We start from the raw sequence: 24,236 nt of genomic DNA on the forward strand, positions 1-24,236 counted from the left end.
GGCCCCCGCCGCATGTTCGGTCGGGAACGGATCGAGTACAAGACGCTGGAGCAGGTGCGCGTCATGCGTCGCGCCGGGCTCGTGGTGGCGGCCGCCCTGGACGCGGTCCGTGGTTCGGTGCGGCCGGGCATCACGACCGACGAGCTGGACGCCGTGGCGGCCGGCGTGATCCGGGACGCGGGCGCCACGTCGAACTTCCTCGGGTACCACGGGTTCCCCCGGACCGTCTGCGCATCGGTGAACGAGCAGATCGTCCACGGGATCCCGGGTCCGACGGTGCTGGAGCCGGGCGACCTGCTGAGCATCGACTGCGGTGCCGTCGTGGACGGCTGGCACGGGGACGCGGCGTTCTCGGTGCTGGTCCCGGCCGCTGACGGCAGCGACGTCGCGCCCCGCGCCGACCACGACCTCGTCGAGGCGACCGAGGAGTCGTTGTGGCGGGGGATCGCGGCGCTGCAGGTGGGGGAGCCGCTGGGTCGGGTCGGCGAGGCCGTCGACGACTTCGTCACCCGCGAGTGCGGCGGCCGTTACGGCCTGGTCGAGGAGTACACCGGCCACGGCATCGGCACGGCCATGCACCAGCCGCCGGAGGTGCTCAACTACCGCGCGCAGGGACGGACCCCCAAGGTGCGCGTGGGCCTGTGCGTGGCCGTGGAGCCCATGCTGACGGCCGGCTCCCCCCGGGCGCGCGTCCTGGACGACGAGTGGACGGTGGTCACGGTGGACGGCTCCCGGGCCGCTCACGCCGAGCACTCCGTCGCGGTGCTCGAGGACGGGCTGTTCGTCCTGACCGCCCCTGACGGGGGACGGTCCCGGCTCGAGCCGGCCGGTGTCCCGGTGTCGCAGCTGCTCACCTGACACAGGCGGTCACCGATCCGTCCGTCCTGGGCGGTTCGGCGGTGTGCTCGGGGGTCCCCCGTCACTACCTGTGAGAGCGCCAGTCATAGGTATGCGGCCTTGATTGACAGCGGGGTGCCCGGCTGGTGCCCTTTGCGTGACGTGTCCGCGTCGTCGTCATGCACCCCAGCCGAAAGGTCCCCGCCGTGTTCCTGCGTACCCGCTCCCGCGCCCTCACCCTGGCCGCCGTCCTCGTCGCCGCCCTCGCCGGCGGCTTCGTCGCCTCGACCGCTGCGTCCGCGTCGGCCTCGGCCGCGACCACGCCGACCGCCAGCTACCTGCCGTACAAGAGCTCCCTGCCGTACGAGGCCGGGGTGCCGGCGAAGTCGTACCTGCCGTACAAGAGCGACCTGCCGTACGAGGCCGGGGTGCCGGCGAAGTCGTACCTGCCGTACAAGAGCGACCTGCCGTACGAGGCCGGGGTGCCGGCGAAGTCGTACCTGCCGTACAAGAGCGACCTGCCGTACGAGGCCGGGGTGCCGGCGAAGTCGTACCTGCCGTACAAGAGCGACCTGCCGTACGAGGCCGGGGTGCCGGCGAAGTCGTACCTGCCGTACAAGAGCTACCTGCCGTACGAGGCCGGGGTGTCGGCGAAGTCGTACCTGCCGTACAAGGGCTACCTGCCGTACGAGGCCGAGGTGTCGGCGAAGTCGTACCTGCCGGACAAGAGCTACCTGCCGTACAAGGGCTACCTGCCGTACGAGGCCGAGGTGTCGGCGAAGTCGTACCTGCCGGACAAGAGCTACCTGCCGTACAAGGGCTACCTGCCGTACGAGGCCGAGGTGTCGGCGAAGTCGTACCTGCCGGACAAGAGCTACCTGCCGTACAAGGGCTACCTGCCGTACGAGGCCGAGGTGTCGGCGAAGTCGTACCTGCCGGACAAGAGCTACCTGCCGTACAAGTCGTACCTTCCCTACGCGTCGGGGCTGGCCGCGCCGACCGGCGTCAGCGCCTACTTCACCGCCGTCTGAACGCGGACGGTCCGACCAGGACGTATCTGGCCGTAGACGCGCGCCTCCTGCTCGCGGGACCATCGGGGTTCTGTCCCGACCGCGAGCAGGAGGACCGTCCATGACCGAACCAGCCGTGCCTGAGGAGACCGGGCCGGAGCCCGATCCGGACCCGCCCGAGACCGACGACCCGCCCCTGCCGCCCCAGAAGCCGCACCGGGTCCCGGTCACCACGTGACCGTCGTCGTGCGTACCGGCGGACCGCGGACGCGCACGACGGAGGCGTGACGGCGGGCCCGGTCGTCGGCGGCGCGCTGGGCCTCCACCAGCGTGCGGTCATCGCTGCCCGCGAGGGCAGGATGCAGACGGCCGCCCGGCTGGTCGACCTGGCGCTGTCGGCCGACCCGGACCCGGACCTGCGGGCCCGGGTCCTCGTCCACCGGGCCTACCTCGTCGCCGAGTCGCACTCCTCGGCCGAGGGTCTGCGTCTGCTCGACGAGCTCGACGCCGAGCTCGTCTCGCCGGAGCTCCGAGGGCTGTCCGCGGTCAACCGGGGGCTGGTCCTGGCGCGGCGCGACGCGGGGCAGGCGGTCGAGGCGTTCGACCGGGCCCTTCGCCTGCTGCCCAGCGGTGACCCGGAGCCGCGGGTGGCCGCCCTGATCAACCGGGGCTCCCTGCGGCTGGAGATGGGTGACCTGACCCCTGCGGCGGCCGACTTCCGCCGGGCCGTGGACCTGGCGAGCCGGGCCGGGCTGCCCGTCCTCGCCGCCATGGCCTCGTCCAACCTGGGTTACACGTTCATGCTGGGCGGGGACATCCCGGCCGCGCTGCAGGTGCTCGACCGGGCCGAGCCGGGGTTGGCCGGGCTGTCCCCGGTGCTCGCCGCCCGCTGCCGCGTCACGCGGGCCGAGACGCTCATGGCCGCAGGGCTGCTGGACGACGCGGGCCAGCAGCTCGACACCGCGGCCCGGGTGCTGGGCCGGCACCGGGCGACGTACGACCAGGCCGAGGCCGAGGGCGAGCTGGCGCGGGTGCTGATCGCGCGGGACCAGCCGGCCGCGGCACGGCGGGTGGCGGCCCGGGCCGCCCGCCGCTTCTCGCGGCTCGGCGCGACCGTCCAGGCGTTGCAGGCCCGACGGCTCGAGCTCTACGCGGGCCTGCTGCTGGGCCGGGGGGTGGCCGCCGCGGCCGAGGAGGCCGTCACGCAGACCGCCACCTTCACCGACCTCGGTCTGGACCACCAGGCCCGGCGGTCGCGGCTGCTCGCGGCCGAGGCCTACCTGCGGCTGCGACGTCCCGCCGACGCCCGGGCGGCGCTGGGCGGTGCCCATCGGCTCCGACGGGGCGACGGCGTGCTCGACCGGATCCGGACGCTGCAGGTGCGCGCCGCGCTGGCCGAGGCCGAGGGGCGGGGGGCCGACGCCGGCCGGGACCTGCGGCGCGCCATGGTGGACCTGCACCGTCACGCCAGCGGGATGGGGAGCCTCGAGCTGCGGGTGGCGGTGGCCGTGCACGCCCGGCAGATCTCGCGGGCCGGGGTGGAGCGGGCGCTACGGACCGGTGACCCGGGACGCGTCCTGGGCTGGGCCGAGCTCACGCGGGGGCTGTCGCAGCGTCTGCCACCGGTCACACCGCCACGTGACCCGGTGGCCGACGGGTGGTCCCAGGAGCTGCGGCTGGTCCGGGCGCGGGTCCGCGAGGCCGGACCGGGACGCGCCGGGGACCAGCCGCGGGCGCGCGCCGCAGAGCTCGAGCGGCTGCTGCGGACCAGGGCGTGGCGCGCCCACGGGCGCACGGAGGTCGGGTCCGGCGGCTCCACGCTGCCCGTGGCCTCGCTGACGGACCTGCTGGCCGGCGCGGGCGGGGTGGCGCTGAACCTGCTGGTCGCCGACGGCGACCTCCTCGGCGTCGTGGTGGGGGCCGGGCGGACGCGCCTGGTCCGCCTCGGCGGGCTGCGACTCGTGGTCGACGACAGTCGCCGGCTGCGGGCGGACCTCGACCTGCTCGCCTCGTCCCGCACACCGGCGCCGATCCGGGCCGTCGCGAACGCGTCCGCCGCGGCGGCCCTGGCGCGGCTGGACCGGGACCTCGTCCGGCCGCTCCTGCAGGGCGGGTCCGGGACGGACGAGGGACCGGTGCTGGTGGCGCCGCCCGGCGAGCTGTCGCTGGTGCCGTGGGGGTTGCTGCCGAGCCTGCACGGGCGAGCGGTCACCGTGAGCGCGACGGCCACGGCGTGGGCCCGCGGGCGAGCCCGGGCCCGGCTGGGGAACAGGCCCAGGGTGGGCAGCGTCTCCGGACCCGGTCTGGCCCACGGCGACCGCGAGGCCGCCGAGGTGTCCGGTGTCTGGCCCGGCGGCCACGCGGTGGCCCGGGCGACCGCCGCGCAGGCGGTGCTGGTCGCCGCCGGCTCCGACGTGTTCCACGTCGCCGCGCACGGCGTCCACGAACCGCAGAACCCGTTGTTCAGCCACCTCCTCATGGCGGACGGGCCGCTGTTCGGGCACGAGCTGCACGGACTCGAGCGGGTCCCCAGCCACGTGGTGCTGTCCGCCTGCGAGCTGGGCTGCGCCGAGACCAGGCCGGGGGACGAGCGGCTCGGCATGACCGCCGCGCTGCTCGCGGCCGGTGTGGGCAGCGTCGTGGCGGGGGTGGCGCGGGTGGACGACCAGGTCAGCGCCCGGGTGGCCGTCGCCCACCACGGCGGGCTGGCCGCCGGGCTGAGCCCGGCCCTGGCCCTGGCCCGGGCGCTGGCGGCGGAGCCCCCGGGCGCCGCGCCGGCGCCCTTCGTCTGCTTCGGCTCGGGGTGGTGAGCGCCGGTGACCGTCGGATTTCGCCCCACCACCGCTTTGGCGTACTCTTGGCGGTTGGCACACGGCTTCCACGTCCCGTTCCCCCCCGCGGCTGGTCTGGGTGAACGGGATTCGTCACGCGTGGGCTCAGGTCGCACCACCGGTGCGCACCTTTCATGGAGGCTCCTACCCAGGAGCACGTAGCGATAGCGGAGGCACATGCCGAAGAAGGACGGGGTCATCGAGATCGAGGGCAGCGTGGTCGAAGCCCTCCCCAACGCCATGTTCCGCGTCGAGCTGGAGAACGGGCACAAGGTGCTCGCGCACATCTCCGGGAAGATGCGGCAGCACTACATCAGGATCCTCCCCGAGGACCGCGTGGTGGTTGAGCTCAGCCCGTACGACCTGTCCCGCGGACGCATCGTCTACCGCTACAAGTGACGGCTCGCCCCGGTGGGGGCAGAGGCCGCCAGGGAGTCCATCGATGAAGGTCAAGCCCAGCGTCAAGAAGATCTGCGACAACTGCAAGGTGATCCGCCGTCACGGCCGGGTCATGGTGATCTGCACCAACCTGCGCCACAAGCAGCGCCAGGGCTGAGCAGCACCGCCGGACGTTCCTGCGTCCACCCAGCACGCAGCAGCACAGCAGCACCCACTGCGGTACCCGACTCGGGACCGGCCCACGTGCCGGACCCGGACGACACCCCCGGACGAGGGCCGGGGACCTCGAGCGCACGGCTCGCGGGCAGGTACCGCTCCAGACCCTCAGGTACGAGAGGCAACTGACATGGCACGTCTCGTCGGTGTCGACCTCCCCCGCGACAAGCGGGTCGAGATCGCACTCACCTACGTCTTCGGCATCGGCCGCACCCGTTCGGTCGAGACCCTGACGGCCACGGGCATCAGCCCCGACGTCCGGGTCAAGGACCTGACCGAGGACCAGCTCGTCGCGCTGCGCGACCACATCGAAGGTGCCTACCGCGTCGAGGGTGACCTCCGACGCGAGGTGGCCGCCGACATCCGCCGCAAGGTGGAGATCGGCTCCTACGAGGGCCTGCGTCACCGCCGCCACCTGCCCGTCCGCGGCCAGCGCACCAAGACCAACGCACGTACCCGGAAGGGTCCGAAGCGGACCGTCGCCGGCAAGAAGAAGGTCGGCAAGAAGTGACCGCTGACCACGTCAGCGTCCTCCCCGGCACCGCTACCCGGACCGTCTGAGCAGGAGAGACCAGCCGCATGCCACCCAAGACCCGAGCCGCCTCCGCCGCGCGCAAGCCGCGCCGCAAGGAGCGGAAGAACATCGCCGCGGGCGTCGCCCACATCAAGAGCACCTTCAACAACACCATCGTGTCCATCACGGACCCGGGCGGGAACGTCATCGCCTGGGCCAGCTCGGGCCAGGTGGGGTTCAAGGGCTCGCGCAAGTCCACGCCGTTCGCCGCGCAGATGGCGGCCGAGGCCGCTGCCCGTCGCGCGCAGGAGCACGGCATGAAGAAGGTCGACGTCCTCGTCAAGGGCCCCGGTTCCGGTCGTGAGACCGCGATCCGGTCGCTCACCGCGGCAGGCCTGGAGATCGGTGCGATCTCCGACGTCACCCCGCAGCCGCACAACGGCTGCCGCCCGCCCAAGCGCCGCCGCGTCTGAGCGCCTGAGCCTGAGAAGGAGAGAACACACATGGCTCGTTACACCGGCCCTGACTGCAAGCGGTGCCGCCGCGAGAAGACCAAGCTGTACCTGAAGGGCGCGAAGTGCGACACGCCCAAGTGCCCGATCGAGATCCGGCCGTACCCGCCGGGCGAGCACGGGCGCGCGCGCACCAAGGAGTCCGAGTACCTGCTCCAGATGCGTGAGAAGCAGAAGATGGCCCGCATCTACGGCGTCCTCGAGAAGCAGTTCCGCAACTACTTCAAGGAGGCGAACAGCCAGCAGGGCAAGACCGGCGAGAACCTGCTGCGCCTGCTCGAGTCCCGTCTGGACAACGTCGTGTACCGCGCCGGCTACGCCAAGAGCCGCGACATGGCTCGCCAGCTGGTCAAGCACGGCCACTTCGTGGTCAACGGCCACAAGGTCGACATCCCCAGCTTCCGCGTCAGCGAGCACGACGTCATCGAGGTCCGGCGCTCCAGCGTCGAGATGACCCCGTTCGTCATCGCCCGCGCCGAGGCGGGGGAGCGCACCGTGCCCGCGTGGCTCGAGGCCAACCCGAACAAGATGCAGATCCTGGTCCACGGCCTCCCGGCCCGTCAGGTGATCGACACGGCGGTCCAGGAGCAGCTGGTCGTCGAGCTCTACTCCAAGTGAGCCCCCGGGGCCGCACCCCCCGGGGTGCGGCCCCTGCACGTCGCCCGGGCGTCATATAGCGGTCGCCCAGAAGAAGGAGAACATCCGTGCTCATCGCACAGCGCCCCACCCTGTCCGAGGACGTCGTCGGCGACGCCCGCTCGCGGTTCGTCATCGAGCCCCTCGAGCCGGGCTTCGGCTACACCCTCGGCAACAGCCTCCGCCGCACCCTGCTGTCGTCCATCCCGGGCGCAGCCGTCACGAGCATCCGCATCGACGGCGTGCTCCACGAGTTCTCGACGGTCACCGGCGTCAAGGAAGACGTCACCGAGGTCATCCTGAACCTCAAGGAGCTCGTCGTCTCCAGCGAGTTCGACGAGCCGGTCGTCATGTACCTGCGCAAGCAGGGCCCCGGCCTGGTCACCGCCGCCGACATCGCGCCGCCGGCCGGTGTCGAGGTGCACAACCCCGACCTCGTCATCGCGACGCTCAACGAGAAGGGCAAGCTCGAGATCGAGTTCACGGTCGAGCGCGGCCGTGGCTACGTCTCCGCCGCCCAGAACAAGTCCGGCGAGTCCGAGATCGGCCGTATCCCGGTCGACTCGATCTACTCCCCGGTCCGTCGCGTCACCTACAAGGTCGAGGCGACCCGTGTCGAGCAGCGCACGGACTTCGACCGTCTGATCGTGGACGTCGAGACCAAGAGCTCGATCAGCCCGCGTGACGCCATGGCCTCGGCCGGTCGCACCCTGACCGAGCTGTTCGGCCTGGCCCGCGAGCTGAACGTCGAGGCCGAGGGCATCGACATCGGCCCGTCGCCGAACGACGCCGCCCTGGCGGCCGACCTGGCCCTGCCGATCGAGGAGCTCGACCTGACGGTCCGCTCGTACAACTGCCTCAAGCGCGAGGGCATCCACTCGGTCGGCGAGCTCGTCGGCCGCAGCGAGGCGGACCTGCTCGACATCCGGAACTTCGGCGCCAAGTCCATCGACGAGGTCAAGGCCAAGCTCGCCGGTCTGGGTCTGCAGCTGAAGGACAGCCCTCCCGGCTTCGACCCGGCCGCGGCGCTGGCGAACTACACCGAGGACGGCGACCCCGTGTCCGACGACCCGTTCTCGGCTCCCGGCTACGACACCGACGACACGTCGGCCGTCGAGGACGAGCAGCTCTGACCCTCCGCCCGGCTCCCGGTCGGCACCGCTGACCGGACGCCGGCCCACCCCGGCCCGACCATCGCAAGGAGAACCACATGCCTACCCCCACCAAGGGCCCCCGTCTCGGCGGGGGACCGGCGCACGAGCGGCTCATGCTCGCCAACCTGGCGACCTCGCTGTTCGAGCACCGGCGCATCACGACGACGGAGGCCAAGGCCAAGCGCCTGCGTCCGCTCGCCGAGCGCATGGTCACCTTCGCCAAGCGCGGTGACCTGCACGCCCGTCGCCGCGTCATGACGGTCGTCAAGGACAAGAGCGTCGTGCACTTCCTCTTCACCGAGATCGCGCCGCTGGTCGCGGACCGTCCCGGCGGCTACACGCGCATCACCAAGGTGGGTCCCCGCAAGGGCGACAACGCCCCGATGGCCGTCATCGAGCTGGTCCTGGAGCCCTTCAGCCCCAAGGTCGCCACGGTGAAGGAGGCGGAGGCCGCCACCAAGCGTTCCGCCGGGTCGGCGAAGAAGTCCGGGACGCAGAGCGCCCCGGCCGCCGAGGCCGAGGCGGCGACGACCGACACCGTCGAGGCGGCGGAGTCCGGTGACCCCGACGCCGCCGTCGACGCGGCGGCCGAGGCGGAGGGCGCGGCGGCCGAGGCCACCGCGACCGACGCACCCGACGCCGCCGAGGCCGAGGCGGACGCCGAGGTCGCGACCGAGCTGGCCACCGACGCCATCGACGAGGCGGCCGACAAGGACGCGAAGTCCTGACCGACCGCACCGCATGACCGTCGAACCACACCACGGACCCGCCGTCGACCCCGACGGCGGGTCCGTGCGTCTGCGCCTGGACCTGGCCTACGACGGCACCGACTTCAAGGGGTGGGCCGTCCAGCCCGGGCTGCGTACCGTCGCCGGTGTCGTGGGCGACGCGCTGGCCACCGTGCTGCGGACCGACCCCGACCGGGTGATGCGCACCCTCGCCGTGGCCGGGCGCACCGACGCCGGCGTCCACGCCGCGGGCCAGGTCGCCCACCTGGACGTGGGCCGGGACGTCCTCGCCCGCGCCGGGGGACCCGAGGGCGTCACCCGGCGGCTGCGGGGCATGCTCGCCCCGGACGTGCGGGTGGCGTCGGTCACCGAGGCCGACGAGGGCTTCGAGGCCAGGTTCTCGGCCCTGCGCCGGCACTACCGGTACCGGGTCTGCGACCACCCCGCCGGTCCGGACCCCGTGCGGCGTCGGGACACGCTGGCCCACCCCCGGGCGCTGGACCTGGCGGCCATGAACGCCGCCTCCGCGCAGCTGGTCGGCCTGCGGGACTTCGCCGCGTTCTGCCGCCGTCGGGCGGGGGCCACCACCACCCGCACGCTGCTGACCTACCGGTGGGACCGGGAGGCCGACGGCACCGTGGTGGCCACGGTGAGCGCCGATGCGTTCTGCCACTCGATGGTCCGGTCCGTGGTCGGGGCCGTGCTGCCGGTGGGGGACGGCCGGCTGGGGACGGGCTGGCCCCGGGAGGTGCTGCGCGGCGGCCGACGGGACGCGCGTGTCACCGTGGCGGCGGCGCACGGGCTCACCCTGGTCGCCGTCGACTACCCGGACGCCGCCGGGCTCGCGGTCCGGGCGCGGGAGTCACGGGTGCGACGGGACGGAGCCGTTCACCGACCGCGTCAAGAGAAGGTTGACAGGGTCGAGGCGTCAAGACATCCTTGACGCATGGCATCCCGCTGGTCCTCTGCTCCCCGTCGCCTCGTGCTGAGCCGCCTGCTCCCGGTCGGCCTGCTCGGCGTGGTCGTCGCCGCCGGCGTCGCGGCGCTGCTCGTCGACGACGACGCGACCGACACCGTGCTCGGCGCCATCACGGGGGCCTCGGCGATGCTGCTGCTGGGCGCCGTGCTCGTGCAGGTCCTCGTCGCCCGCGCCGACCGGGGCGCGCGCGACCGGATGGCCCTGGACGGGCTGGAGCCCCTGCGCGCGGCGCAGCGCGACACCCGCCGCACGGCACCGCGGGCGGTGCCCGGCGAGGAGCCCCGCCCGTCGGCCCCGGCTCCGGCGCCGCGGTCGCTCGACGACGAGATCGCGTGAGCCGGTCCGCCGGGTCCTCGACCGGGTTGACCGACGCGGACGAGACGCGCCTGCGCGAGGCGGTCGCGGAGGCCGTGCTCTCGGCGCCGCGTGGCCTGCGGGAGTCCATCGAGGCCGACCCGGCCGCCTCGCTGGCCCTGGTCCACGCCAGCCGGGTCGCCGCGGAGGAGACCAGCCGGCTGCTGCAGGAGGCCGTGGCCAACGCCCGGGCCGCCGGCCACAGCTGGGACGCGATCGGACGTCTGATCGGGGTGAGCCGGCAGGCCGCGCAGCAACGCTTCGGCCCGGCGGGTCCACCGGCGACGAGCGGACCGGACCGCCGCGTCGGGGACGGCACCCCCGAACGACGCGTGCTCTACCCGCTGACGGTGTTCGACGAGATGGTCGTGCTCGAGCGCGAGGGCCGGCACGGCTGGCACATGGTCGAGTTCGGCACGCTGTTCCACGTCGTCGAGGCGTCGGACCACGTCTGGCAGCACCGCCGGGCCGTCTGGTCCCCGCTGGCCTCGCGGGCCCTGGACGACGAGGGCTGGCAGCTGGTGGGGGGGTGGAGCTTCCCGTGGGGGTACTACAAGCGGCGCCTGGACCTGCCCGCCGAGCCGGAGGAGCGCTGAACGACCGGCGGGACCCCCGGCTGGGATGATCGGGCGGTGACCGATGCCGCGGCCCTGGACGCCGCCGACCCGCTCGCGGGGTTCCGGGACCGGTTCGTCCTGGACCCCGACCCCGTGGCCTATCTGGACGGCAACTCCCTCGGCCGGGCGCCCCGCGCGACGCTGGAGCGGCTGACCCGGCTGTACCGCGACGAGTGGGCGACGGCCCTCATCCGCAGCTGGGACCACTGGGTCGACCTGCCCGTGCAGGTGGGCGACGAGCTGGCCGCAGCGGTCCTGGGGGCCGGCCCCGGGCAGACGGTCGTCGCCGACTCCACGTCGGTGCTGCTGTTCAAGGCCCTGCACGCCGCGGCCTCCCTGCGACCGGACCGCGAGGAGGTGGTGGTCGTCGGCGGCGACTTCCCGACCGACGCGCACCTCGCAGCCGAGGTCGCCCGGGCCCGGGGCCTGCGGCTGCGCACGATCCCGCCCCGCCCGCCGGAGGCGGTGACGGCGGCCGACGTCGCGGCGGTCGTCGGCCCGCGGACCGCGTGCGTGCTGCTGAGCCACGTCGACTACCGCAGCGCCGCCGTGGCCGACATGGCCGCGGTGACCGCAGCGGTCCACGACGCCGGTGCGGTCGTGGTGTGGGACCTGTCGCACGCCGCCGGGGCGGTCCCGCTGCGGCTGGACGAGCACGGGGTGGACCTCGCGGTCGGGTGCACCTACAAGTACCTGTGCGCCGGACCCGGGGCCCCGGCGTTCGTCCACGTCGCCGCCCGGCACCACGAGGCGCTGGTCAACCCGGTCCCGGGCTGGTTCGGCGCCGCCGACGTGTTCGCGATGAGCCCGGAGCACGTCCCCGCGCCCGGCATCCGCAGGATGCTGTCGGGGACCCCGACGGTGCCCGGGCTGGTCGCGGTCCAGGAGGGCGTCCGGCTCGTGGCCGAGGCCGGCGTGGACGCGATCCGGGCCAAGAGCCTTCTGCTCACCGGCCTCGTGCTGGCCCGCGCCGAGCAGGACCTGCTCCCGCTCGGCTGGCGCTCCGCCTCCCCGGCCGATGCCCGCCGACGGGGCAGCCACGTCGTGCTCGCCGGGCCCGGGGCGGAGGACCTGGTCCGCCGGGCCACGGCCCGAGGCGTGGTGGCCGACTTCCGCCACCCCGACCTGGTCCGCATCGGGCTGTCCCCGCTCAGCACGTCCTTCGCCGAGGTCGACCTGGCGATGGACGTGCTGGCGCAGGAGGCCGCGTCCGGGCGGTGACGGGCGCGCCGACCCGCCCGTGGACCCGCGCCCGGACGACGGCTCAGACCCGCTCGGGGTCCGCGGTCACCGTCGCGTAGGGGTAGGGGAGGGGGCGGTCGCTCGCGGTGTCGAGGGCCTGCGCCTGCTCGGGCGTCAGCTCCCAGCCCACGGCGCCCAGGTTGGCCTCCAGGTGGGCGATGGTGCGCGCGCCCAGGATGGGGGCGACGACCCCCGGCCGACCGAGCAGCCAGGCGAGCGCGACCTGGGCCACGGTGCGACCGGTCTCCTCCGCCACCTGGTCCATCACGTCGAGCAGGTGCCACGTCCGGTCGTTGGCGTAGGCGTCCCAGGACTCGCCCCAGCCCTGCTTGCCGGCCTCGTCGAGCCGGGTGTCCGCCGGCGGGCCGGCCATGTCCCGGCGGTAGCGCCCGGTCAGCCAGCCGCCGCGCAGGGGGCTCCACGGCAGGATGCCGAGCCCCTCGTTGCGGCTGACCGGGACCAGCTCCCACTCCAGCTCGCGGTCCAGCAGGTTGTACAGGGCCTGGAGGCTCACGAAACCCTCCCAGCCGTGCGCCGCCGCGGTGTCGACCGCCTTCTGCAGCTGCCAGCCGGAGTAGTTGCTGGCGCCCACGTAGCGGACCTTGCCCTCCTGGACCAGGGCGTCCAGCGTGGACAGGGTCTCCTCCAGCGCGGTCGCACCGTCCCAGGCGTGCACCTGGTACAGGTCGACGTGGTCGGTCTTGAGCCGGCGCAGGCTGTTCTCCACCGACCGGCGGATGTGCCCGCGCGACAACCCCTGGTCGTTGGGCCCGTCACCCATCGGGAAGCGGACCTTGGTCGCCACCACCACCCGCTCGCGCGGCCCCGTGACCAGCCAGTCACCGAGGATCTCCTCGCTGCGGCCCTGGCCGTACACGTCCGCGGTGTCCACGAACGTCCCGCCGGCCCCGACGAACGTGTCGAGCATGGCGTGGCTGGTGGCCGGGTCGGTCTCCCGACCGAAGGTCATGGCACCCAGGCAGAGCTCGCTGACCTTGAGGCCGCTTCGGCCGAGGAATCGGTATCGCATGCCCGCGACGCTATCGGCGGGAGCCACCGCGTTGCCAGCGGGCGCCGGGAGCGGTCATGCTCGCGCCCCGTGGGTCATGTCGACGTGGTGCAGGTGGGGTACGGGCTGCCGGACGGGCGGCCGCTGCTGTCGGAGGTGTCCTTCCGGGTCCCCGAGGGCGTCACGACCGCGCTGGTCGGGCCGAACGGCGTCGGCAAGACGACCCTGCTGCGGATGGTGACCGGGCAGCTGGTCCCCGACACGGGGTCGGTCGTGCACTCCGGCGGGCTGGGCGTGATGGCGCAGTTCGTCGGCAGGGTCGGCCGCGGGGGTGGTGCCACGGCAGGTGGACCGGGCGACGGCGGGGCCGCGGGGGCGGACGGGGTCGTGGTGCCGGACGCCGACGGCGTGGTCACCGTCGAGCGGCTGCTGCGCTCGGTCGCACCCCCGCGGGTACGCGCGGCCGGTCACGCCGTCGACGACACCGAGCTCGCCCTGATGGACGACGACAGCGAGCCCGCGCAGCTGCGCTACGCCCAGGCCCTCGCGGACTACGGCGACGCCGGTGGCTACGAGCTGGAGAACACCTGGGACCGCTGCTGCCTGGCCGCGCTCGGGGTGGAGTGGGAGCGGGCCCGCTCCCGCGACGTCGCGACCCTGTCGGGCGGGGAGCAGAAGCGGCTCGTGCTCGAGGCGCTGCTGCGCGGGCCCGACGAGGTGCTGGTGCTCGACGAGCCGGACAACTACCTGGACGTGCCCGGCAAGACCTGGCTGGAGGAGCAGCTGCGCGCCACGGCCAAGGCCGTGCTGCTCGTCTCGCACGACCGTGAGCTGCTGGCCCGGGGCGCCGACCGCGTGGTCACGCTGGAGCCGGGGGCGGCCGGGGCGACCGCCTGGGTCCACGGCGGCGGCTTCGGTACCTGGCACGCGGCCCGCGAGGACCGCAACGCCCGGCTGGAGGAGCTGGGCCGCCGGTGGGAGGAGGAGCGCGAGAAGCTCGTCGCCCTGGTCCTGCGGTACAAGGTCAAGGCCGCGTTCAACGACGGTCTGGCCAGCCAGTACCAGGCTGCCCAGACCCGGCTGCGCAAGTTCGAGGAGGCGGGTCCGCCCCAGGCCCTGCCCCAGCAGCAGCAGGTGACGATGCGGCTGCGCGGGGCCCGCACGGGCAAGCGGGCCGTGGTGGCCGAGCAGCTGCTGCTCCGTGCGGCCGACGGCAGCCCGCTGGTGCAGCCGTTCGACCTCGAGGTCTGGTTCGGCGACCGGGTGGCCGTGCTGGGGTCCAACGGCTCGGGCAAGTCGCACCTGCTGCGGCTGCTCGCCGCGGGTGGTAGCGACCCCGACGTCGAGCACCGACCGGTCGGGTCGCCCCAGCCACCCGTGCGCCACGACGGCGCGGTGCGGCTCGGCGCCCGGGTGCGACCGGGGTGGTTCGCGCAGACCAACGACGCCCCGCACCTGCTGGGGCGGACCCTGCTGGAGGTGCTGCACCGCGGCGACAGCCACCGCGACGGGCTGCCTCGCGAGCCGGCGAGCCGCGTCCTGGACCGCTACGGGCTGGCCCAGGCGGCCGAGCAGCGCTACGACGTGCTGTCGGGAGGGCAGCAGGCTCGCTTCCAGATCCTGCTGCTGGAGCTGTCGGGGTGCACGCTGCTGCTGCTCGACGAGCCGACCGACAACCTGGACCTGGACTCCGCCGAGGCCCTCGAGCACGGTCTCGCCGGCTTCGAGGGGACGGTGCTGGCGGTGACCCACGACCGTTGGTTCGCCCGGGGCTTCGACCGGTTCGTGGTGGTGGGGGAGGACGGGTACCTGCGGGAGGTGCCGGAGCCGGTGTGGGACTCCGGCCGGGTGGGACGCGCGCGCTGAGCCGCCCCTGGACCGTGACCGACCGACGCAGGGCTCAACGCAAGAATTGCGTCCGTCTTTCGTAACAGCGTGGACTTGTGATCACGAAATTGCGTGGCTACCGTCCTGGGTGCGACCGGTTTGCCCTGTCCGGACGCATGACCTCAACGCCGAGGAGAGACATGACCCCCCACGCCCCCCGCCGTAGCGCCCGGACGCGCGACGCGCGCCCGCTGAGGACCGTGGCCGTGGCGGCCGCCGCCGCGCTGCTCGTCCCGCTGGTGGCGGCCGCTCCCGCCTCGGCCGACCACACCGCCGCCCCCACCTCCGTCACCGTGGTGGGTGACCTGCAGGGCGCCCTCGGCTGCCCGGGGGACTGGCAGCCCGACTGCGCCGCCACCCGGCTGAGCGACCCCGACGGCGACGGCACCTGGACGGGTTCCTTCGAGCTGCCGGCCGGTCAGTGGCAGTACAAGGTCGCCATGAACGGCACCTGGGACGAGAACTACGGCGCGGGTGGGGTCGCCAACGGCGACAACCTCGCGTTCTCGACGTCGGGCCCGACCGACGTGGAGTTCTCCTACGACGAGGACACCCACGTCGTCAGCCACGACGCCGGCGCCTCGGGCGAGGTCGACCCCGTCCTTCTGGACATGACCCGCCCCAGCGCCCGCGACGACCTGACCGACGAGGTCTTCTACTTCGTCCTGCCCGACCGGTTCTCCGACGGCGACCCGACCAACAACACCGGGGACGTGGGCGGCGACGACCGGCTCGAGCACGGCTACGACCCGACGGACGAGGGCTTCTTCCACGGCGGGGACCTGGCCGGGCTGCTCGACAAGGTCGACTACCTCGAGGACATGGGGGTGACGGCCATCTGGATGGCCCCCGTGTTCAAGAACCAGCCCGTGCAGGGGGACGGCGCCGGTGAGACGTCGGCGGGGTACCACGGCTACTGGACCGTCGACTACACCCAGATCGACCCGCACTTCGGCACCAACGAGGAGCTCGAGGAGCTCATCGACGAGGCTCACTCGCGCGACATCAAGGTGTTCTTCGACATCATCACCAACCACACGGCCGACGTCATCAAGTACCAGGAGGGCGTGTACGACTACATCTCGAAGACCGCCGAGCCGTACCGGGACGCCGACGGGAACGTCTTCGACGACCGCGACTTCGCCGGCAGCGACGACTTCCCGGAGCTCGACCCCGCGGTGAGCTTCCCGTACACGCCGGTCGTCCCCGAGGGGGCCCCGGTCAAGTCTCCCGCCTGGCTGAACGACGTGCGGTACTACCACAACCGGGGCGACAGCTCCTTCGCCGGCGAGAACTCCGTGTACGGCGACTTCTTCGGCCTGGACGACCTGTTCACGGAGCACCCGGACGTGGTCGACGGCATGATCGAGATCTTCAAGCCCTGGGTGGACCTGGGCGTCGACGGCTTCCGGATCGACACCGTCAAGCACGTCAACATCGAGTTCTGGCAGGAGTGGACCCCGGCCATCGAGGACTACGCCGACTCGATCGGTAACGAGGACTTCTTCATGTTCGGCGAGGTCTTCAGCGCCAACACGGAGCTGCTGTCCCTGTTCACCACCAAGGGCGAGATGCAGGCCGTCCTCGACTTCGGGTTCCAGAACGCGGCGACGAACTTCACCGCCCGCAACGCCAGCGCCCGGACCATGAGCGACTTCTTCGCGGCCGACGACTACTACATCGACGCCGAGGCCAACGCGTACAGCCTGCCGACCTTCCTGGGCAACCACGACATGGGGCGCATCGGCCACTTCATCGCCGCGGGCAACCCCGGCGCGGACGACCAGGAGATGCTCGCCCGCGACACCCTCGCGCACGCGCTGATGTACTTCTCGCGCGGCATGCCGGTCGTCTACTCCGGCGACGAGCAGGGCTTCACCGGCAGCGGCGGCGACAAGGCCGCCCGTCAGGACATGTTCCCCAGCGTCACGCCGATCTACCTGGACGACGACCAGATCGGTACCGACGCCACCGCGGCCGACGACAACTTCGACCCCACGCACCCGCTGTACGTCACGCTGGCCGAGCTGGGCGAGGTGACGGGCGAGCACGCGGCCCTGCGCTCCGGCGCCCAGCTGCCCCGGTACGCCGCGGACGGGCCCGGTGTCCTGGCCTTCAGCCGGGTGGACCGCGAGGAGCGCGTCGAGCACCTGGTCGTCACCAACAACGCCGAGGCGACCAGCTCGGCCACGTTCGACGTCGGCACCCCCGGGGCCACCTTCACCCCGCTGTGGTCGGCCACCGGCGACGCCGAGGCCGTGACCGCGGACGCCGACGGCTCGGTGACCGTCGAGGTCCCCGCGTTCGAGGCCGTCGTCTACCGGGCCGGCACCACGCTGCCGGTGAGCGAGGCCGCCCCCGGCATCACGGTGGCCCAGAGCGGCGTCATCGACCTCGACCTCGACGGGCAGACCCGTGAGGCCTTCGTCTTCCAGGCCGCCCTGGACCGCGACCTCTACGCCGAGGTCACGTTCCACAGCCGGGTCGACGGCGGCGAGTGGACCTACGCCGGCACCGACGACAACGCGCCCTACCGCATCACCGTCGACACCGAGCAGCTCGACGCGGGTGCCGTGGTCGAGGTCGCCGCGGTCGTCGACGACCTGAACGGGAACACCGCCGGCGCCCAGACCTCGGCCGTCGTGGCCGAGGAGCCCGAGCAGCCGGTCAGCGGTCTGCAGGAGAACCTCGTCGTCCACTTCCCGGAGACCGAGGACGTCGACGACCTGAGCATCTGGGCCTTCGGCGACATCGAGCCCGGGCTGATGGACGGGCGTACCTACCCGAACGGCCTGGAGTGGAACGGCGAGGACGACTACGGCGTCTTCCGCCACATCGACCTGGACACCAGCGACGGCGAGAACCAGGACGTCGGCCTCATCGTCGTGGACTCCGCGGGCAACAAGATCGGCACGACCGCCGACCGCTTCGTCGACCCGTCCGTCACGCCCGAGGTGTGGCTGTCGCCCGACAGCGGCGAGGTGTTCACCAGCCAGGCCGCGGCCCAGGGCTTCGCGACCGTGCACTACCAGCGGGCCGACGGCGCCTACGACGGCTGGGGCCTGCACCTGTGGGGCGACGGCCTGCCCGAGGGCGTGCCCACCGAGTGGGCCTCGCCCCGCATGCCGGACGGGGTCGACGAGTTCGGCGCCTACTGGCAGGTGCCCGTGTCCGACGTGGCCGAGGCGGTCAACTTCATCATCAAGAAGGGCGACGAGAAGGCACAGGTCGCCGACCAGTCCTTCGTGCCGGTCGAGCAGCCGAGCGCCTGGGTCGTGCAGGGCGACGAGGCCACCTACGCCCAGCGGGCGGCCGCCCTGGACCTGGCCGTCATCCACTACAACCGTCCCGACGGCGACTACGGGGACTACGACAGCAACGACTTCAACGACTTCTGGGGTCTGCACGTCTGGACCGGGGCCGCGCAGGGGACGCAGTGGCCGCAGCCGCTGAAGCCCGTGCGGACCGACCGGTTCGGCGTCGTCTTCGAGGTGCCGCTCGCCGAGGGCGCGACGTCGCTCAGCTACATCCTCCACCGCGGCGACGCCAAGGACCTGCCCGAGGACCAGAGCCTGGACCTGGTGGGCATCGGCCACGAGGTCTGGATCCTGTCCGGGCAGGAGGGCTACCTGCTGCCCGTGCAGGCGGGTGCCGGCGGTGGGGTCGGCGACCTGGGTGAGGAGCGCGCCCAGTGGCTGACCCGTGACGTCATCGCCCTGGACGTCGACGACGCGGCGGCCACCTACGCGCTGCACACCTCGCCCGACGGTGGGCTGCAGGTCGGGCCCGGCGGCGTCGAGGGCGGTGACTCCGTCGAGCTGGAGTGGCTGTCCGCGGAGCTGCCGGCCGACCTGGCCGAGCGGTTCCCGCACCTGGCCGGCTACGCCGCGCTGGGTGTGCCCGACGGCGTCGACGTGCCCGAGGCGCTGAAGGGCGCCCTCGCGGTGTCCGCGGTCCGCGGCGGCAGCGTCGTCGTGGCCACCGGGGTGCAGATCCCGAACGTGCTGGACGACCTGTACGCCGACGGCGCCCGTGAGGCCGACCTCGGCGTCACCTTCGACGGCGAGGTCCCGACGATCAGCCTGTGGGCCCCGACCGCGCGCTCGGTCACGCTGCACCGCTTCACCGACCCCGAGGCCCCGGCTCCGGGTGAGACCACCGCCATGGCGCTGGACGAGGGCACCGGCGTCTGGTCGGTCACCGGTGAGCCCGGCTGGGACCGGCAGTACTACCTGTTCGAGGTCGAGGTGTACGTCGCCTCGACCGGTGAGGTCGAGCGCAACGTCGTCACCGACCCGTACTCGGTGAGCCTGGCGACCAACTCCGCCAAGAGCCAGGTCGTGTCGCTGGCCGACGCCGACCTGGCCCCCGCGGGCTGGTCCGACGTCGCCACCCAGGCCCCGGCCACCCCGGAGGAGCTCGAGATCTACGAGCTGCACGTGAGGGACTTCTCCATCGGTGACCAGACGGTCCCGGAGCAGATGCGCGGCACGTTCAAGGCGTTCACGCAGAACGGCTCCGACGGCATGACCCACCTGCGCGAGCTGCAGGAGGCCGGCCTCACGACGGTGCACCTGCTGCCGACGTACGACCTCGCGAGCATCGAGGAGGACCGCGACACCCGGGTCGAGCCCGACGTCCCCGACGCCGGGCCGGCATCGCCGGAGCAGCAGGAGGCCGTCATGGCGGTCGCCGACGAGGACGGCTTCAACTGGGGCTACGACCCGTTCCACTACAGCACCCCCGAGGGCTCGTACGCCACGGACCCGCAGGGCACGACCCGCATCGTCGAGTTCCGCGAGATGGTGCAGTCGCTCAACGACAACGACCTGGGCGTCGTGGTGGACGTGGTCTACAACCACACCTTCGCGGCCGGCCAGGACGACAAGTCGGTGCTCGACCGGGTCGTCCCGGGCTACTACCACCGGCAGCTGGAGGACGGGACGGTCGCGACGAGCACCTGCTGCCCGAACACGGCGACCGAGCACGCGATGATGGAGAAGCTCATGCTCGACTCCATCGTGCTGTGGGCCACGGAGTACAAGGTCGACGGGTTCCGCTTCGACCTGATGGGCCACCACTCCAAGGCGAACATGCTCGCCGTGCGGGAGGCGCTGGACTCGCTCACCCTCGAGGCCGACGGCGTGGACGGCGAGAACATCTACGTCTACGGCGAGGGCTGGAACTTCGGCGAGGTCGTCAACGACTCCCGCTTCGAGCAGGCGACCCAGGCCAACATGGCCGGCACCGGGATCGGCACGTTCAGCGACCGGCTGCGCGACGCCGTCCGGGGCGGTGGACCGTTCGACGAGAACCCGGGCGTCCAGGGCTTCGGCTCGGGGCTGTTCACCGACCCGAACGGCTCCGGTGTCAACGGTGACGAGGCCGCCCAGCGGGCTCGGCTGCTGCTGAACATGGACCAGATCAAGGTCGGTCTGGCCGGCAACCTGCGCGACTACACGTTCGTGGACCGCAACGGGAACACGGTGACGGGGGCGGAGGTGGACTACAACGGCAGTCCCGCGGGCTACACCGCCGACCCGCAGGAGAACGTCATCTACGTCTCCAAGCACGACAACGAGACGCTGTTCGACTCGAACGCCTTCAAGCTGCCGCAGGGCACGCCGATGGCCGACCGCGTCCGGATGCAGCAGCTCGGCCTGTCGACGGTGGCGCTGGGCCAGGGCGTGGCGTTCTTCCACGCAGGCAGCGACATGCTCCGCTCGAAGTCGCTCGACCGGAACAGCTACAACTCCGGCGACCACTTCAACGTGCTCGACTTCACCTACTCCTCGAACAACTTCGGGGTCGGCCTCCCGCCGGCACCGGACAACGAGGCCAAGTGGCCGTTCATGACCCCGCTGCTGTCCGACCCGGCCCTGAAGCCGGGCCAGGACGACATCGAGGCCTCGGTCGCCCGGTTCCGTGACCTGTTGCGGGTCGCGAACTCCTCGCCGCTGTTCGCGCTGACCACGGCCGAGCAGATCCAGGCCAAGCAGTCCTACCTGGACGGCAGCGAGGTGCCCGGCCTGATCGTCATGCACCTGGACGACACGGTGGGCGAGGACCTCGACCCCCGCCACGAGCGGGTCGTGACCCTGTTCAACGCCACCGACGCGGAGCAGACCTTCACCGCCGAGCAGCTCGTGGAGGCGGGCCTGGTGCTCAGCCCGGTGCAGGCCGGGGGAGCCGACCCGGTGGTCAAGGACGCGGTGTTCGACGCGGCCACCGGCACGTTCACCGTCCCCGCCCGCACGACCGCGGTGTTCGTCGAGCCCACGCCGCTGACGATCGACGTGCAGGTGCGCGACGGCGACCGGCCGGCACCGGTCAACCCCCGCAGCCGCGGCGTCATGCCGGTCGTGGTCCTGTCGCAGGACGGCTTCGACCCCGTCGCGGACGTCGACGTGTCGTCCCTGCGGTTCGGGGTGAGCGGCACGGAGGACTCCGTCGAGTCCTGCACCGCCACGCAGGACCGGAACGGCGACGGCGTGGCCGACCTGCTGTGCCGGGCCCGCGTCCAGGCGACCGGCGTGGTCGCCGGCACCACGGAGCTGCTGCTCAGCGGCACCACGGTGGACGGCACGCCGCTGACGGGCACGGCCCCGATCAGGACCATCGGTGCTCCGGGCGGGGGGCGGACGTGACACGCTGAGCACCACACCCGTGGGTACGGCCGCGGGAGCCCGGAGGCGTTTTGACCCCGGGTGCCCGCGGCCCGTATCTTTGGGCGCTGTTGCGTGCACGCACCGCGTGCTCGCCCGCTCCACCGCCGAGGCGGGCCTCCGGGCCCGCGTCCGGTGCGAGCGAATCAATCGGACGAGACCGGCTGGACGAGGTAGCACTGTGCGCACGTACTCCCCCCGACACGACGACGTCGAGCGTCGCTGGCACGTCATCGACGCATCGGACGTCGTGCTCGGCCGGCTGGCCAGCCAGGTCGCGCAGCTGCTGCGCGGCAAGCACAAGGCGGTCTACGCGCCCCACGTCGACACCGGTGACTTCGTCATCATCATCAACGCGGAGAAGGTCGCCCTGACGGGCAACAAGCTCCAGCAGAAGCTGGCCTACCGCCACAGCGGGTACCCGGGTGGCCTCAAGGCCATGGGCTACACCGAGATGCTGGCCACGCGCCCCACCCGCGCGGTCGAGAAGGCCATCGCGGGCATGCTGCCCAAGACGAGCCTCGGCCGTCAGATGCTGGGCAAGCTCAAGGTGTACGCCGGCCCCGAGCACCCCCACGTGGCCCAGAAGCCGCAGCCGTTCGAGATCACCCAGATCGCGCAGCAGTGACGCGACCCACCCTTCACGCTCACCCTGAGCACAGCCTGAGGAAGTAGGACTACCCGTGGTCGACGTCACCACCGACGCACCCGAGACCGACAGCGACACCGCCACCGACGAGGCTCCCGAGGAGTTCTCCGGCACCTACACGACCGAGTCGGTCGTGGAGGTCAAGAGCGGCGGGCAGAGCATCACCGCCCCCGGCGCGGCCGTCGGTCGTCGCAAGAAGGCCATCGCCCGCGTCCGCATCGTCCCCGGCTCCGGCCAGTGGGTCGTGAACGGCCGTTCGCTCGAGGACTACTTCCCGAACAAGGTCCACCAGCAGGAGGTCAACGACCCCTTCTCGGTGACCGAGACCGAGGGTCGCTTCGACGTCATCGCGCGCATCGGCGGCGGCGGCCCCTCCGGCCAGGCCGGCGCCCTGCGGCTGGCCATCGCGCGGTCCCTCAACGGCATCGACGTCGAGGCCAACCGGGCCACGCTGAAGAAGGCCGGCTTCCTGACGCGTGACCCCCGTGCGGTCGAGCGCAAGAAGGCGGGCCTCAAGAAGGCTCGCAAGGCCCCCCAGTACAGCAAGCGCTGACCAGGCGCGACGAGCGCGGCTCGGCGGCTCGCGGATGACGAGGATCTTCGGCACGGACGGCGTCCGTGGTCGTGCCAACGTCGACGTGACCGCCGAGCTCGCGCTCGACCTGTCGGTGGCGGCGGCCCACGTCCTCGTGGAGGGCCGCCCCGACACCGGGGCCCGGCCGCGCGCCATGGTGGCCCGCGACCCCCGTGCGTCGGGGGAGTTCCTCGCGGCCGCGGTCACGGCCGGGCTGGCCAGCTCCGGGGCGGACGTGGTGGACGCAGGGGTCCTGCCCACCCCGGGCCTGGCGCACCTGGTGGCCACCCGCGACGACGTCGACCTCGGCGTCATGATCTCCGCCTCGCACAACCCGATGCCGGACAACGGGATCAAGTTCTTCGACCGGTTCGGGCACAAGCTCGCCGACGACGTCGAGGACGCGATCGCGGAGCTGGCGGGCAAGCCCTGGCAGCGCCCGGTCGGGGCCGCGGTCGGTCGGGTCCTGCGGGACGACACCGCCGTGCAGGCCTACGCCGCGCACTGCGTGGGCTCGCTGCCCGAGGGCGCACCGCTGGCCGGGCTGCGGGTCGTGGTGGACTGCGCCCACGGTGCCGCCTCGGTGGCCGCGCCGACCGCCCTGCGCTCCGCGGGCGCCCAGGTGCACGTCATCGGGGCCGAGCCCGACGGGCTCAACATCAACGACGGCTGCGGCTCCACCCACCTCGGCCCGCTGCAGGAGGCCGTGCTGGCCCACGGCGCCCACCTGGGCGTCGCCTTCGACGGCGACGCCGACCGGTGCCTGGCCGTCGACCACACCGGGGCCGTCGTCGACGGCGACCAGATCCTCGTGGTGCTGGCGCTGGCGATGCGCGAGGCGGGCCGTCTCCACGAGGACACCGTCGTGGCGACCGTCATGAGCAACCTGGGGCTGCGCCTCGCCCTGGAGGCCGAGGGCATCCGGCTGGTCACGACCGGCGTGGGTGACCGCTACGTGCTGGAGGCCATGCGCGAGGGCGGCTGGGTGCTCGGGGGCGAGCAGTCCGGGCACGTGGTCCTGCAGGAGTGGAACACCACAGGCGACGGGCTGCTGACCGCCATGCACCTGCTGCACCGGGTCGCCACCACCGGTCGGTCGCTGCGCGACCTGGCCGGGGTCCTCACCCGGTTGCCCCAGGTCCTCGTGAACGTCCCCGGTGTGGACAAGTCGCGGGTCGGCTCGGACCTGAGCGTCAGCGCCGTGGTCGCCGAGGTCGAGGCCGAGCTCGGCCGCAGCGGCCGCGTCCTGCTGCGGGCCTCGGGCACCGAGCCGCTGGTGCGGGTGATGGTCGAGGCGCCCGACCTGCCCAGCGCCCAGCGGCACGCGGACGCCATCGCGGCCGTCGTGGCGCGCGAGCTCTCGCTCGCCTGAGCGCCGCGGCGCCCCGTGCCCCCGCGCGGCACCCCGTGCCCCGGCGCGGCC

Annotated in this window: 20 protein-coding genes; 19 read left to right on the forward strand and 1 reads right to left on the reverse strand. The window is 72.9% G+C overall.

Annotation, left to right across the window (positions count from 1 at the left end):
• The first annotated feature begins 12 nt into the window (after nucleotides 1-12).
• The 14 genes from map to ACR80Q_RS03630 all read left to right on the forward strand — a co-directional run bounded on the left by map (nucleotide 13) and on the right by ACR80Q_RS03630 (nucleotide 12,008).
• Nucleotides 13-858 carry a type I methionyl aminopeptidase gene (map, locus tag ACR80Q_RS03565; RefSeq protein ID WP_435376178.1) on the forward strand — a complete coding sequence of 282 codons (846 nt, stop codon included), beginning with the start codon at nucleotides 13-15 and terminating at the stop codon, nucleotides 856-858.
• A gap of 185 nt (nucleotides 859-1,043) precedes the next feature.
• Complete coding sequence (locus tag ACR80Q_RS03570; RefSeq protein ID WP_435376179.1) at nucleotides 1,044-1,868, forward strand: hypothetical protein; 825 nt, start codon at nucleotides 1,044-1,046, stop codon at nucleotides 1,866-1,868.
• A 263-nt stretch (nucleotides 1,869-2,131) separates the two neighbouring features.
• Nucleotides 2,132-4,657 carry a CHAT domain-containing protein gene (locus ACR80Q_RS03575; RefSeq protein WP_435376180.1) on the forward strand — a complete coding sequence of 842 codons (2,526 nt, stop codon included), beginning with the start codon at nucleotides 2,132-2,134 and terminating at the stop codon, nucleotides 4,655-4,657.
• Between the two features lie 198 nt (nucleotides 4,658-4,855).
• Nucleotides 4,856-5,077, forward strand: a complete 222-nt coding sequence (gene infA, locus ACR80Q_RS03580; protein WP_336920739.1) for a translation initiation factor IF-1 — start codon at nucleotides 4,856-4,858, stop codon at nucleotides 5,075-5,077.
• Nucleotides 5,078-5,120: 43 nt separating this feature from the next.
• Nucleotides 5,121-5,234: a 50S ribosomal protein L36 gene (gene rpmJ / locus ACR80Q_RS03585; RefSeq protein WP_110851912.1), complete on the forward strand. Its 114-nt coding sequence runs from the start codon at nucleotides 5,121-5,123 to the stop codon at nucleotides 5,232-5,234.
• A gap of 189 nt (nucleotides 5,235-5,423) precedes the next feature.
• Nucleotides 5,424-5,804, forward strand: a complete 381-nt coding sequence (gene rpsM, locus ACR80Q_RS03590) for a 30S ribosomal protein S13 (RefSeq protein WP_435376181.1) — start codon at nucleotides 5,424-5,426, stop codon at nucleotides 5,802-5,804.
• 68 nt (nucleotides 5,805-5,872) lie between these two features.
• Nucleotides 5,873-6,280 carry a 30S ribosomal protein S11 gene (rpsK, locus tag ACR80Q_RS03595; RefSeq protein ID WP_340295041.1) on the forward strand — a complete coding sequence of 136 codons (408 nt, stop codon included), beginning with the start codon at nucleotides 5,873-5,875 and terminating at the stop codon, nucleotides 6,278-6,280.
• 30 nt (nucleotides 6,281-6,310) lie between these two features.
• Nucleotides 6,311-6,937 (forward strand): 30S ribosomal protein S4, encoded by a 627-nt coding sequence (gene rpsD, locus ACR80Q_RS03600; RefSeq protein ID WP_435376182.1) that lies wholly within the window; start codon nucleotides 6,311-6,313, stop codon nucleotides 6,935-6,937.
• A gap of 86 nt (nucleotides 6,938-7,023) precedes the next feature.
• Nucleotides 7,024-8,088, forward strand: a complete 1,065-nt coding sequence (locus ACR80Q_RS03605; protein ID WP_435376183.1) for a DNA-directed RNA polymerase subunit alpha — start codon at nucleotides 7,024-7,026, stop codon at nucleotides 8,086-8,088.
• A 77-nt stretch (nucleotides 8,089-8,165) separates the two neighbouring features.
• A complete protein-coding gene (rplQ, locus tag ACR80Q_RS03610; RefSeq protein WP_435376185.1) occupies nucleotides 8,166-8,837 on the forward strand; it encodes a 50S ribosomal protein L17 in 672 nt (223 codons plus the stop codon).
• A gap of 13 nt (nucleotides 8,838-8,850) precedes the next feature.
• Nucleotides 8,851-9,780 (forward strand): tRNA pseudouridine(38-40) synthase TruA, encoded by a 930-nt coding sequence (gene truA, locus ACR80Q_RS03615; RefSeq protein ID WP_435376186.1) that lies wholly within the window; start codon nucleotides 8,851-8,853, stop codon nucleotides 9,778-9,780.
• 3 nt (nucleotides 9,781-9,783) lie between these two features.
• On the forward strand, nucleotides 9,784-10,152 hold the full coding sequence (locus tag ACR80Q_RS03620) for a hypothetical protein (protein ID WP_435376187.1): 369 nt from the start codon (nucleotides 9,784-9,786) through the stop codon (nucleotides 10,150-10,152).
• Nucleotides 10,149-10,766, forward strand: a complete 618-nt coding sequence (locus ACR80Q_RS03625) for a hypothetical protein (RefSeq protein WP_435376188.1) — start codon at nucleotides 10,149-10,151, stop codon at nucleotides 10,764-10,766. The genes ACR80Q_RS03620 and ACR80Q_RS03625 overlap by 4 nt, the downstream gene beginning before the upstream one ends.
• A 36-nt stretch (nucleotides 10,767-10,802) precedes the next feature.
• Nucleotides 10,803-12,008 (forward strand): kynureninase, encoded by a 1,206-nt coding sequence (locus ACR80Q_RS03630; RefSeq protein ID WP_435376189.1) that lies wholly within the window; start codon nucleotides 10,803-10,805, stop codon nucleotides 12,006-12,008.
• Between the two features lie 43 nt (nucleotides 12,009-12,051).
• Here ACR80Q_RS03630 and ACR80Q_RS03635 read toward each other — a convergent pair whose 3' ends face one another.
• Nucleotides 12,052-13,059 (reverse strand): aldo/keto reductase, encoded by a 1,008-nt coding sequence (locus ACR80Q_RS03635; protein ID WP_435376190.1) that lies wholly within the window; start codon nucleotides 13,057-13,059, stop codon nucleotides 12,052-12,054.
• Nucleotides 13,060-13,128: 69 nt separating this feature from the next.
• Here ACR80Q_RS03635 and ACR80Q_RS03640 point away from each other — a divergent pair, with 69 nt between their 5' ends.
• The 5 genes from ACR80Q_RS03640 to glmM all read left to right on the forward strand — a co-directional run bounded on the left by ACR80Q_RS03640 (nucleotide 13,129) and on the right by glmM (nucleotide 24,185).
• The gene (locus ACR80Q_RS03640; RefSeq protein ID WP_435376191.1) at nucleotides 13,129-14,904 is read left to right on the forward strand and encodes an ABC-F family ATP-binding cassette domain-containing protein; all 1,776 of its coding nucleotides are present in this window, start codon (nucleotides 13,129-13,131) and stop codon (nucleotides 14,902-14,904) included.
• Between the two features lie 161 nt (nucleotides 14,905-15,065).
• Entirely contained in the window at nucleotides 15,066-21,572 is a 6,507-nt protein-coding gene (gene pulA, locus ACR80Q_RS03645) for a pullulanase-type alpha-1,6-glucosidase (protein ID WP_435376192.1), read from the forward strand.
• Nucleotides 21,573-21,771: 199 nt separating this feature from the next.
• Nucleotides 21,772-22,218 carry a 50S ribosomal protein L13 gene (gene rplM / locus ACR80Q_RS03650; protein WP_435376193.1) on the forward strand — a complete coding sequence of 149 codons (447 nt, stop codon included), beginning with the start codon at nucleotides 21,772-21,774 and terminating at the stop codon, nucleotides 22,216-22,218.
• A gap of 55 nt (nucleotides 22,219-22,273) precedes the next feature.
• Nucleotides 22,274-22,792, forward strand: a complete 519-nt coding sequence (gene rpsI, locus ACR80Q_RS03655; protein ID WP_435376194.1) for a 30S ribosomal protein S9 — start codon at nucleotides 22,274-22,276, stop codon at nucleotides 22,790-22,792.
• A gap of 34 nt (nucleotides 22,793-22,826) precedes the next feature.
• Complete coding sequence (gene glmM, locus ACR80Q_RS03660) at nucleotides 22,827-24,185, forward strand: phosphoglucosamine mutase (RefSeq protein WP_435376195.1); 1,359 nt, start codon at nucleotides 22,827-22,829, stop codon at nucleotides 24,183-24,185.
• Nucleotides 24,186-24,236 lie beyond the last annotated feature (51 nt).

The sequence above is a fragment of the Aquipuribacter aurantiacus genome, from assembly GCF_051216895.1.
Lineage (GTDB): Bacteria > Actinomycetota > Actinomycetes > Actinomycetales > JBBAYJ01 > Aquipuribacter.

Bases quoted from the DNA above. Each gene is read 5' to 3' on its own strand.
- map (WP_435376178.1), top strand. From the start codon at position 13: ATGTTCGGTCGGGAACGGATCGAGTACAAGACGCTGGAGCAGGTGCGC.
- infA (WP_336920739.1), top strand. From the start codon at position 4,856: ATGCCGAAGAAGGACGGGGTCATCGAGATCGAGGGCAGCGTGGTCGAA.
- rpmJ (WP_110851912.1), top strand. From the start codon at position 5,121: ATGAAGGTCAAGCCCAGCGTCAAGAAGATCTGCGACAACTGCAAGGTG.
- rpsM (WP_435376181.1), top strand. From the start codon at position 5,424: ATGGCACGTCTCGTCGGTGTCGACCTCCCCCGCGACAAGCGGGTCGAG.
- rpsK (WP_340295041.1), top strand. From the start codon at position 5,873: ATGCCACCCAAGACCCGAGCCGCCTCCGCCGCGCGCAAGCCGCGCCGC.
- rpsD (WP_435376182.1), top strand. From the start codon at position 6,311: ATGGCTCGTTACACCGGCCCTGACTGCAAGCGGTGCCGCCGCGAGAAG.
- rplQ (WP_435376185.1), top strand. From the start codon at position 8,166: ATGCCTACCCCCACCAAGGGCCCCCGTCTCGGCGGGGGACCGGCGCAC.
- truA (WP_435376186.1), top strand. From the start codon at position 8,851: ATGACCGTCGAACCACACCACGGACCCGCCGTCGACCCCGACGGCGGG.
- ACR80Q_RS03620 (WP_435376187.1), top strand. From the start codon at position 9,784: ATGGCATCCCGCTGGTCCTCTGCTCCCCGTCGCCTCGTGCTGAGCCGC.
- ACR80Q_RS03635 (WP_435376190.1), bottom strand. From the start codon at position 13,059: ATGCGATACCGATTCCTCGGCCGAAGCGGCCTCAAGGTCAGCGAGCTC.
- pulA (WP_435376192.1), top strand. From the start codon at position 15,066: ATGACCCCCCACGCCCCCCGCCGTAGCGCCCGGACGCGCGACGCGCGC.
- glmM (WP_435376195.1), top strand. From the start codon at position 22,827: ATGACGAGGATCTTCGGCACGGACGGCGTCCGTGGTCGTGCCAACGTC.